The sequence below is a fragment of the Bradyrhizobium sp. genome, assembly GCF_027451485.1.
Classification (GTDB): Bacteria; Pseudomonadota; Alphaproteobacteria; order Rhizobiales; family Xanthobacteraceae; genus Bradyrhizobium.
The window spans coordinates 1-9,730 of sequence record NZ_DAIDJE010000161.1 but is presented as its reverse complement, the minus strand read 5'-3'; the positions used below and the strand labels follow the sequence as shown (position 1 = coordinate 9,730).

Annotated in this window: 9 protein-coding genes; 6 read left to right on the top strand and 3 right to left on the bottom strand. The window is 61.6% G+C overall.

Annotated features, from left to right (window positions below; all coding sequences use genetic code 11):
* From NEZ08_RS19990 to NEZ08_RS19970, 5 genes are all read left to right on the top strand, one after another.
* Positions 1-792, top strand: a 792-nt coding sequence (locus tag NEZ08_RS19990) for an ABC transporter substrate-binding protein (protein ID WP_298110734.1), incomplete at its 5' end; no start/stop codon positions are given.
* Between the two features lie 83 nt (positions 793-875).
* Positions 876-1,739, top strand: a complete 864-nt coding sequence (locus NEZ08_RS19985) for a branched-chain amino acid ABC transporter permease (RefSeq protein ID WP_298110732.1) — start codon at positions 876-878, stop codon at positions 1,737-1,739.
* Positions 1,739-2,737, top strand: coding sequence for a branched-chain amino acid ABC transporter permease (locus NEZ08_RS19980; RefSeq protein ID WP_298110728.1), 999 nt, complete (start codon positions 1,739-1,741; stop codon positions 2,735-2,737). Before NEZ08_RS19985 ends, NEZ08_RS19980 begins: the two co-directional genes overlap by 1 nt.
* Positions 2,727-3,494 carry an ABC transporter ATP-binding protein gene (locus NEZ08_RS19975; RefSeq protein ID WP_298110725.1) on the top strand — a complete coding sequence of 256 codons (768 nt, stop codon included), beginning with the start codon at positions 2,727-2,729 and terminating at the stop codon, positions 3,492-3,494. Before NEZ08_RS19980 ends, NEZ08_RS19975 begins: the two co-directional genes overlap by 11 nt.
* Positions 3,491-4,210, top strand: a complete 720-nt coding sequence (locus tag NEZ08_RS19970) for an ABC transporter ATP-binding protein (RefSeq protein ID WP_298110723.1) — start codon at positions 3,491-3,493, stop codon at positions 4,208-4,210. The genes NEZ08_RS19975 and NEZ08_RS19970 overlap by 4 nt, the downstream gene beginning before the upstream one ends.
* On the opposite strand, the gene NEZ08_RS19965 is transcribed toward NEZ08_RS19970, so the two are convergent.
* From NEZ08_RS19965 to NEZ08_RS19955, 3 genes are all read right to left on the bottom strand, one after another.
* Entirely contained in the window at positions 4,211-4,693 is a 483-nt protein-coding gene (locus tag NEZ08_RS19965; RefSeq protein ID WP_298110736.1) for an invasion associated locus B family protein, read from the bottom strand. It abuts the gene before it with no gap.
* A 122-nt stretch (positions 4,694-4,815) separates the two neighbouring features.
* A complete protein-coding gene (locus NEZ08_RS19960; protein WP_298110720.1) occupies positions 4,816-7,962 on the bottom strand; it encodes an efflux RND transporter permease subunit in 3,147 nt (1,048 codons plus the stop codon).
* A complete protein-coding gene (locus NEZ08_RS19955) occupies positions 7,959-9,128 on the bottom strand; it encodes an efflux RND transporter periplasmic adaptor subunit (protein WP_298110718.1) in 1,170 nt (389 codons plus the stop codon). Before NEZ08_RS19955 ends, NEZ08_RS19960 begins: the two co-directional genes overlap by 4 nt.
* Positions 9,129-9,275: 147 nt before the next feature.
* Here NEZ08_RS19955 and NEZ08_RS19950 point away from each other — a divergent pair.
* The coding region (locus NEZ08_RS19950; protein ID WP_298110716.1) for a MarR family winged helix-turn-helix transcriptional regulator at positions 9,276-9,730 on the top strand (455 nt) is incomplete at its 3' end.

Sequence of the window (9,730 nt, the reverse complement as noted above, 5' to 3'; positions counted from 1 at the left end):
AAATGGTTTTTCCGCACCACGCCGATCGCTTCCGACATCGCCAAGATCGATTACGACTTCCTCTCCGATATGCAGGCGGCGGGTATCAAGACTGACAGTATTGCGATCGTCCATGACACCACCGAATACGGCGTCTCGGTCGCCAACGTGATCACGAACACCTTCAAGGAGAAGGGCAAGGCGATTGCGCTCGATATTCCCTATGCGATCAATGCCACCGACGTGCAGGGCCAGATCTTGCAGCTCAAGGAGAAAAAGCCCGATGTCGTGATCATGATCGCCTACACGACCGATGCCATTCTCTACCAGAAGACGATGCAGGCGCTCGATTACAAGCCGACGATCCTGATGGCGGACGATTCCGGCTATTCCGATCCATCCTTCGTCAAGGCGGTCGGCAAGATTTCGCAAGGCGTGCTCAACCGCTCGTCATGGAGCATCGGTCCGGCCGGTTCACCTACAGCGCTGATTGCCGGGATGTACAAGAAGAAGACCGGCTACGACATGGACGACACCACGGGCCGCGCGATGCAGGCGTTCTTTGTGCTTTGCGACGCTATCGATCACGCCGGCTCGACTGAACCCGCCAAAATCCAGGCCGCGCTGAAAGCGACCGATCTCAAACCCGATCAATTGATGATGGGGTACAAGGGCGTCAAGTTCAATGAAAAGGGCCAGAACATCCTGGCCTCGAGCCTCATCATCCAATTGCAGGACGGCGAGCATTACGTTGCGGTCTGGCCGAAAGGCAGTTCAGACAAGTCGCCCATTCTCCCCTACAAGGGCTGGTAAGATTGTTTCAGGGAGCGGCGGCGACGCCGCTCTCATTGCTTTGGCAAGCGCGGTAGTTTGCTGATCCGGATCCGATCGACGGCATGTCCTCAACGCTTCTTCAGGTGATCGCAGGCGGTCTTTTGCTCGGCGCCGTCTATGCGCTGTTTTCGTCCGGCCTCACGCTGGTGTGGGGCATGATGAATATTGTCAACTTTGCCCATGGCGACTTCGTCATGCTGGGCATGTATGTCGCGTTCGTGGTCTGGACCCTGTTCGGGGCCGGTCCCTGGGCGGGCGCTCCGCTTGCGGTGCTGGTGTTGGCAACCCTTGGCGTGACCGTCTATTTCACCTTGATCCGCGGCATCATGAAGGGGCCGATGCTGGCGCAGATCCTCGGCACCTTCGGACTCGCGCTATTGCTGCGATATTCCGTCTTCTGGTGGTTCGGCGCCAACTTTTCGTCATTGCCTGAAAATCTCGTCGGCGGCACGCTCGAATTTTGGGGCCTTCGCATTCAGGCATCCCGGCTGCTCGCGGGTGTGGTGGCGCTTGCGGTGACGCTGGCCCTGCATTTTCTCCTGACGCGGACCGCCCTCGGATCGAAGATGCTCGCGGTCGCTGAGGACGAAACGGCGGCGCAACTGATGGGCATTCGTCCCGACACCATGCAGGCGATCGCCTGGGCGATTGCGGCCGGTGCCACCGGGCTCGCTGGCGCGCTGATCGCTACGTTCTTCTACATCGTCCCGACCGTCGGCGAGACCCTGGGCATCGTTGCCTTTGTCACCGTATCGCTTGGTGGTTTCGGCAGCGTGCCAGGCGCGCTGGTCGCGGGACTTCTGATCGGCGTCATCGAATCCCTCTCGGCCTACCTCATCGGCGCCGTCTACAAGGATATGGTCGTCTACGCGTTGTTCCTGGGCTTCCTTTGGTTCAGGCCGCAAGGATTGATGGGCAGGGCTTGATGCGGCGCCTCGTTTGGCTTTTCGTCCTGCTCGCGGTTATCACGGCTTATCCGCTGCTGTTCTCAACGCCATTTCAGCAGCGGCTCGGTGCGCTGGTGTTGCTCTATGCGATTGCGGCCTCAGCCTGGAACGTCGTTGGTGGTTACGCCGGACAGGTGTCGGTCGGCCATGTCGTTTTCTTCGGCTGCGGGGCCTACGCCGCCATGGGCGCGTACGCCCATTTTGGATGGTCGCCGCTGCTCGGGATCCCGATCGGGATCGTGGCAAGCGTCGGCATCGCCGCTGTCATCGGAGTGCCAACGCTACGCCTGTCCGGACATTATTTCAGCATGGCGACGATTGCAGTCGCCGAACTTTTCAGGCTGATCGTCACCAACACGCCGTACCTTGGCGCGGGCGTGGGTCTGAGTGGGCCGACGGTGCCGCGGAATGTGTTCGACCTCTCGTTTATCTCGGCATTGCCGTATTACTATCTGTTCTTTGCCGTCCTTGCGGTAACTCTCGCGATCACCTGGTGGATGAACAGCAGCCGGTTGGGATTTTATTTGCGCGCCATCCGCGACTCCGAGCGCGCTGCGCGGTCGCTCGGCGCGCCGGCCACTCGCACCAAGCTCTATGCCTTTATGCTCAGCGCTGGCCTCACCAGCGTGGCCGGCGCCCTATATGCGATGATGTTCGGTTTTATTGATCCTGAATCCGGGCTCGGCCTTTTGATCTCGGTGAAGATCCTGATCATGGCTGCACTTGGCGGCGCCGGTCTGCTTTTCGGGCCGCTGGTAGGGGCGGCGATCCTGGTTCCGCTGGAGGAGATTTCCAACAGCCTGCTGGGCGGCAAAGGCGCGGGGCTGACTTTTGTGGTGTATGGGGCAATCATCGTGCTGATCGCCCGCTTCCAGCCAGGGGGCGTACTTGCTCTGGCGCAGCGATACTGGTTGCGCCGGGCTGCTGCGACAACGCAGCCGCAAGTTGCCTCGAAAGGCGCCGTCCATGCTCCTTGAAGCGCGCCAGATCACCAAGACGTTTGGCAGCTTCAAGGCCGTCGATAACGCTTCCGTCACGGTAGGCGAGGGCGACATTCTCGGCCTGATCGGGCCCAACGGCGCCGGCAAATCCACCTTCTTCAATTGCCTCACCGGCGACCTTGTCTCGACTTCGGGAAGGGTGCTGTTCGAAGGTCACGACATCACCTCGCTGGCGCCGGAGGCGCGTGCGCGGCTGGGTCTGGCGCGGACCTTTCAGGTGCCGCAGACCTTCGAGGGCATGTCGGTGCTGGAGAACGTGATGATCGGCACGTTTCTGCGCACCTCCCGCACGTCGGAAGCCGAGGCGCGGGCGCGGGCGGTGCTGGAACGCGTGGGCATGGGTCCGTTGGCGGCGGCGCCGGCGCGATCGTTGGGAACGCCGGGCCGCAAGCGGCTGGAAATCGCCCGCGCGCTTGCCACTGAGCCGAAAGTGCTGTTGCTGGACGAGGCGATGGCCGGTTTGACGCAACGCGAGGTGCAGCTCGCGATCGATCTGGTGCGCGACATCCATCGTTCGGGCGTCACGCTCGTGATCGTCGAGCACATCATGGAAGTCATCATGTCGCTGGCGACGCGGGTGTTGGTGTTTCATCAGGGCCGCGAGATCGCCCGCGGCACCCCCCGCGAAGTCACCGCCAACCCCACCGTGATCGAGGCCTATCTTGGCAAGCGCGCGGCCAAGGCAGCAGCTGCCCACACGCCGATCGAGCTGTTGGGAGGTCCTACGTCGTGACGGTTCCCTTGCTCCGGATCGAGCATCTGGAAGTTCGCTATGGCGATCTGATCGGTGTGTCCGACGTTTCGCTCGACGTTCCCGAGGGCAGTGTGGTCGCGCTGCTCGGTTCGAACGGCGGCGGCAAGACCACGGTTCTCAATGCCATCGCCGGTCTGATTCCTCTGCATGCCGGTTCGATCGAATTTCGCGGGCAACCGATCGGCGGACGGAGAGCCTTTTCGATCGTGCGCGAGGGGCTCGCGCTGGCTCCCGAAGGCTGGCGTCTGTTTGTCCAGCAGAGCGTCGAGAACAATCTGAAGCTCGGTGCGACTCCGCTGCATGACAAACGCCGCGTTACGGCTCTGCTGGAGCGGGTCTACGACATTTTTCCGAGGCTGGCAGAGCGGCGCAACCAGCGCGCCGGCACCATGTCGGGCGGGGAGCGCCAGATGCTTGCGGTCGGCCGTGCATTGATGAGCGATCCAAAGCTTCTGATGCTGGATGAACCGTCGCTTGGCCTTGCGCCGGCGGTGGTCGAAGCCATGTACGACACCTTTGGCCGGCTGCATCGGGAGGGATTGACGATATTGCTGGCCGAGCAATCGATTGAGCTCGCCCTCGAAGTCTCCGATTCCGCAACGGTGCTGCAAGTGGGCAAGAGCGTTTTGTCTGGCAAGGCCGGCGATCTCGCCAACGATCCACAGGTGCAGAAGGCCTATCTCGGGATCGGGTAGCTATTTGATCTTGTCGTAGCCGGCAGAAAAATCGGCGAGTGACATCGGGATCGCGATGGTTTCCTTTGCGAGATCCTGGAAGATGATCTTCAGCTGCTTGCCTGATTTCATTGCGTTGAGCATTTCCGGAGAAACCGGGACAGTCGCGTAGCAGCCTCTGCTCTCGCAGGTCTGGACCGGAAGCTCGACACTCTTGCCCTCATCGACCTGCAGTTTCGCAGGGGCTTGCAGATTGAGGCCGAGCGGCAGTTGCACGAGCGCGATCGGCGATCTCGTATCTCCCGGCACGCGGATGTTGACCAGCGCGACCAGCTGCCCGGTCTTGGTGAGGACCGCACTTTGCTCCATCGCACATTCGAGCGGCGCATCGCGGCTTGCACTTGAGCAGCGGGCGACCCATCCGGGCTGGGCCGGCGCCGCTGCCGCGGAAGGCGGCGAGGGCGCCGGGGGTGGGACTTGAGGTTGCCCCTTGGTCCTGGGCATTTCCCTCGGCCCTTGGGCAAAACAAGCCGCCGTGACGGCCAGCCCGGCGAGGGCGACAGTGATTGCGGGTATCGAGAGCTTCACCGAACGGCCTCCGGAACAGACTGCGGCGATTGGCGAGATCACTCGGCAGCTTCCTTGACAGCGCTATGCCCGGACATATCCGAGGCATCGCTCTTCTTCGATCTGCCCAAGTTGGAGAAGGCATTCGAGAGCTTGTCAAGATAGAGATAGACGATCGGTGTCGTAAACAGCGTCAAGGCCTGGCTGACGAAGAGACCGCCGACCATCGCATAGCCGAGAGGCTGACGGATTTCCGAGCCCGTGCCGGTGCCGAGCATCAAAGGCACGCCACCAAGCAGCGCCGCCATCGTCGTCATCATGATCGGGCGGAAGCGCAACAGCGCTGCCTTCTTGATCGACTTTTCCGGCGTCAGGTGCTCGTCGCGTTCGGCCGCGATCGCGAAGTCGACCATCATGATGCCGTTCTTCTTGACGATTCCGATGAGCAGGATGATGCCGATCAGGGCGATCAGGCTGAAGTCGTAGCCGAAGGCCATAAGGATCGCGAGGGCGCCGACCCCCGCCGAGGGCAGGGTCGACAGAATGGTCAGCGGGTGAATATAGCTTTCGTAGAGAATGCCGAGGATCAGATAGACGACAACAAGAGCGGCAATGATCAGGAGTGGAACCGTTCCCAGCGATTGCTGGAAGGCTTGCGCGGTACCCTGGAAGCTGGAATTGACGGTCGATGGCACGCCGAGTTCGGCCATCGCCCGTTGCACGGCTTCGGTCGCCTGCCCGAGGGCGGCGTTCTGCGCGAGGTTGAAGCTGATGGTGATCGCCGGGAACTGGCCCTGGTGGCTGATCGAAAGCGGGCGCACCGGCACGCTGGTCCAGCTCGCGAACGCCGACAGCGGCACCTGGTCGCCGGTCGTGGGCGATTTGATATAGAGCTTGTCGAGCGTGTCGAGGCTTCCCTGCAGTTCGGGCAGGATCTCCAGGATCACATGGTAGCTGTTGAGCTGTGTGAAATACTGCGTGACCTGACGCTGTCCGAAAGCATCGTACAATGTGTCATCGATCAGTTGCGGCAGGATGCCGTAGCGCGCCGCGGTATCGCGGTTGATCTTGAGCTGAAGCGTCGTGCCTGAGGACTGCTGGTCGGTGGCAACGTCGCGGAGCTGAGGCAGCGCTCTCATTTTGGCGAGCACCTTGGGCGCCCACTCGTTGAGCTCGTCGAGATTGGCGTCCTGAAGCGTAAATTCGAACTGGGTGCGGGTCGCCCGGCCGCCCATCCGCACGTCCTGTGCCGCCTGCATGTAGAGCTTTCCGCCCTGGACTTTCTCGAGCTTGGGGCGCAAGCGGGCGATGATCTGCATGGCGCTTGCATCACGATGGCCGTGCGGCTTCAGCGTGATGTACACGTTGCCATTGTTGCCGGCGCGTCCAGTGCCGCCGATCGCCATCGCCACCGTCGCCACCGCCGGGTCAGCCATGACGATGGCGCCCAGGGCCTCCTGCTGCCGCACCATATCCTTGAAGGAAATGTCCTGCGACGCTTCCGATGTGGCGGTGATCAGGCCGATGTCCTGCTGCGGGAAGAAGCCTTTCGGAATGATCGTAAACAGGTAGACCGACAGCGCCAGGGTGGCGAAGAAGACAACCAGGGTGGTCCGCCGCCAGTTGAGGGCGATGTCGAGCCCACGCTCGTAGGCGCGCAGCATGCCGTCGAAGCCCCGCTCGCTCCATTGATACAATTTGCCATGGACGTCGTGGTCGCTGTGCGGACGCAAGAAGCGCGAACACATCATCGGCGTCAGCGTCAGCGACACCACCATCGAGACGAAGATCGTCATGGCCAGCGTCACCGCGAATTCGCGGAACAGGCGTCCGATGATGCCGCCCATCAAGAGAAGCGGGATCAGCACCGCAACCAGCGAGATGCTGATCGACAAAATGGTGAATCCGATTTCGCTGGATCCCTTGAACGCGGCCGTCAGCGGCCTCTCGCCTTGCTCGATGTAGCGCGTGATGTTTTCCAGGACGACGATGGCATCGTCGACGACGAAGCCTACGGCGATCGTCAGTGCCATCAGCGACAGGTTGTCGAGGGTGTAGCCGAATATCCACATCAGCGCACAGGCGCCGAGCAGGCCGAGCGGGACCGTCACGGCCGGGATCACCGTCGCCCAGAAGCTGCGCAGGAAGATGAAGATGACCATCACGACGAGCAAAATGGTCAGAAGCAGCGTGTACTGCACGTCCTCGACCGCGGCGCGAATGGTCTGCGTTCGGTCGCTCATAATTCCGATTTTGATCGCGGCCGGAATGCCGGCCACGAGCCGCGGCAGCAGGGCCTTGATCTTGTCGACGGTATCGATGACGTTGGCGCCGGGCTGCTTATACACCACCAGAAACACGCCGCGCTGGCCATTGGCCCATGCCGCCTGCTTGGCGTCTTCGGGGCCTGTCACCGCCCGGCCGATGTCGCGAATCCGCAGCGGCGCGCCATTGCGATAGGCGATGATGGCGTCGTTCCAGTCTTTGGAATCCAGCAACTGGTCGTTGGCGTAGATCGTGAAGGCGCGCTTGTCGCCATCGATGTTGCCCTTGGGGCTGTCGACGGTCACGTTCGCAATCTGGGCGCGCACGTCTTCCAGCGACAGACCCTTGGCCACGAGCTTCGCCGGATCGACCTGAATACGGATCGAAGGCTTTTGCTGGCCGCCGATGTTGACCTGGGCGACACCGGAAATCTGGCTGATCTGCTGGGCGAGTTGAGTGTCCACGCTGTCGCTGACGGTGGTCAGCGGCAGAGTGTCTGAGGTCGCCGACAACAGCAGGATCGGCGAATCTGCCGGATTGACCTTGCGGTAGGTCGGCGGCGAGGGGAGATTTTTCGGCAGCTGCCCGCCGGCTGCGTTGATTCCCGCGAGGACGTCGTTGGCGGCGCCATCGATGTTGCGATTGAGATCAAACTGGATGGTGATGGACGCCGTGCCGAGATAGCTGGTCGACGTCATCTGGGCGATGCCCGGAATCTGGGCGAATTGCCGCTCCAACGGCTGCGCCACCGATGAGGCCATGGTTTCGGGGCTCGCGCCCGGCAACTGCGCGGTGATCTGGATGGTCGGGAAGTCGACTTGCGGCAGCGGCGCGACGGGTAGCAGCGGGTAGGCAACGAGACCGACAAACAGAATGCCGGCCATCATCAGCGAGGTTCCGATCGGGTATCGGATGAAGGGAGCGGAGATCCCCTCGCTCATTCCTCGCGCACCTTCGGTTGCGTCGGATCCGAATTGGCGACGGCAATGCTGACTGGGGTGCCCGGCGCAATCTTGAACTGGCCGGCGGTGATGACGCGCTCTCCGGGCGACAAGCCTTGCTCGATGACAGAGCGGCCGTCGATCGACTGGCTGACCGTCACCTTGCGCAGCTCGGCCTTGCTGTTCTGATCGACGGCGTAAACGTAAAGACCGTCGGTTCCGTGCTGGATGGCTTCGTCCGGGACCACCGTCGCATCCTTGAGCGTTCTGATCAGAAGTCGCGTGGAGACCGACTGGCCCGGCCACAGCGCGTGATCGCTGTTTTCGAAAACAGCCTTGAGACGGATGGTGCCGCTGGTGGTGTCGACCTGATTGTTGACCACCGCGAGCTTGCCCTCGGCAAGCGGCCGCTTGCCATCGGTGGTTATCGCAATCGTTTTCAGCGGGTTGGCGCCCTGCGCATTCTTGATGTCCGGCAGCTGGTCTTCCGGTGCGGTAAAAATCACCGCAATCGGCTCGATCTGCGTGATCGTGACGATGCCGGTTTGCTGCGAAGCGTTGACGATGTTACCGATATCGACCAGCCGAAGACCGACGACGCCCGAGATCGGCGCGCTGATCTGCGTATAATCCAGCTGCGTTTGCGCGTTGGAGATGGCGGCGACGTCGGCTGCGATCTGCGCGGTCAACTGCGTTACGGCGGAATGCTGCGTGTCGAGCTGCTGGCGGGTCGCGAACTCGCCGAGCTTGATGTAGCGCTGGAGGTCCAGATTGGTATTGGCGAGATTGGCTTCGTCCTGTTCTTTCTTGGCCTTGGCCTGATCGAGCACCGCCTGGTAGGGCCGGGGATCGATTTCGGCGAGCAAGTCGCCTTGCTTGACCAGTTGACCTTCGGTGAAGGCAATCTTGTCGATCTGCCCGTCGACGCGGGAGCGGACCACGACCGTATTGAATGCCTGAACCGTCCCGAGGCTTGTCAGATAGACAGGAAAGTCCGCTTTTTCGACGGCCGCGACGCTGACCCGTACTGCACCGCGGGATCCCTTTTGCCCGCCGTTGGCTGCCGCTTTTTGGTGTTCATCGCCGACGCGCTGCCAACCGTAATATCCGAGCCCGGCGACGACCAAGGCCAGCAAAATCCAACGCGTTCCCCGCGATTTGTTCATGTCGGCCTTCAGACTTAAAAAAATAAAAGTAGCGAGTCTTGCTCAAAGTGCATAGACGCTGAAATATAATATGCGTGCACTTAATGTGTAAACACACTATCGCTTGAGAATTCTATTCGTTTGCCAATCCCCGGGGCGCCAGGACCAATGTCGCTTGACCTGAAGAAGCAGATCGTCTCGCAACTGGTCGAAACCTCGCGGCTCTTGCGAAACTATATCGATCACCGCGCCAAGGGCCGCGGCACCACGCGCGCGCAATGGATCGTGCTTTTCCGTCTGCGCGAACAGGAGGGCCTGTCCCAGGTCGATTTGGCGGAGGTCCTGGAATTGCAGCCGATTTCGCTGGTGCGTCTGCTTGACCGGTTGGTCGAGCATGGTCTCGTCGAGCGCCGCAGCGACCCCAGGGATCGGCGCGCCAACCGCCTGTTCCTGACTCCGGCCGGCCGCAGACTCGTCGGCGATCTCGATGGCCTGCGCGATGCCATTGCAACGGACGTGTTGCAGGGCGTTCCGACTGCGGCTCTCGAAACGAGTCTGAAAGCGTTGCGCGAAATCAAGGACCGCATCAAAACCCTGGCCGATCCCGCCGACCACGTCGCTGC